2 protein-coding genes are annotated in these 826 nt (G+C 38.3%); both read right to left on the bottom strand.

What is annotated here, in order from left to right:
• Window positions 1–394 (bottom strand): IS5/IS1182 family transposase (locus tag GW12_RS06050; protein ID WP_034584861.1); only part of this gene is annotated, 394 nt, incomplete at its 3' end.
• A complete protein-coding gene (locus GW12_RS15390) occupies window positions 342–737 on the bottom strand; it encodes a transposase family protein (RefSeq protein ID WP_081403466.1) in 396 nt (131 codons plus the stop codon). The genes GW12_RS06050 and GW12_RS15390, both read right to left, overlap by 53 nt.
• Between the last annotated feature and the right edge of the window lie 89 nt (window positions 738–826).

Genomic DNA, 826 nt, shown 5'->3' on the forward strand with positions numbered 1-826 from the left:
GATATCGCTCAGCGAGGATTTTGAAGGTTTTCAAACTGCCAAATACATGCTCAATACCAATTCTTCTTTTATTGATTTCCTGATTATAAATTTTGAGTTCAGGATCTAGTTTGCTGCGCTTCTTTGCTTTTAATGGCAACAAGCTATTTGGATACACTGTATAAATTCCCTGATAACCCTTATCTGCAAGGATAAAGGCACCTTCAGGAATCTGATTCAAGTTACGTTTGAAGAGCTCGAAATCATGTACGGCACCGTGGCTGGTACATAAACTCAGGATTTTTTGAGTTTGATAATGAATGATGGCCTGTACTTTGAATGTATGAGCCTTCTTCTTGCCACTATAGCTTTTCTTCTGTTTTTTTAGGCCTTTGGATTGGAATTTCTGTGGCATCTACAATAACCACATTCCAGTCAATGCCTTCGCCTTCAGGCAAATGCTTTGGTAGATTGAATAAATTGGACTTGATCAGGCAGTCCTCTACATGACGGACAATTCTTGAAGCAGTGGGTTCTGACACGCCATAACTTGTTGCGACATGGAATAATGTTCGATATTCGCGCCAATAACTTAAGCATAGAAGAATCTGATCCTCTATGCTCAATTTAGGTGGTCTACCTTTCGCAGGAATATGCTTTTGCAACTCCTCAACCATTAAATCAAAGGTTGACCATGAGATGCCGGTGTACCGCTTGAACTGTGTTTCAGAAAGCTTCTTTGAATCGATGTATTTCATCCGCAAATTATGCATGAATATTTAAAATTCTTTGGTACAAATAATCAACAATAGATTGTTCGTTTTTTGATTTATGAAAGAGGCCTATT

This window comes from Acinetobacter sp. HR7, from assembly GCF_000773685.1.
Classification (GTDB): domain Bacteria; phylum Pseudomonadota; class Gammaproteobacteria; order Pseudomonadales; family Moraxellaceae; genus Acinetobacter; species Acinetobacter thermotolerans.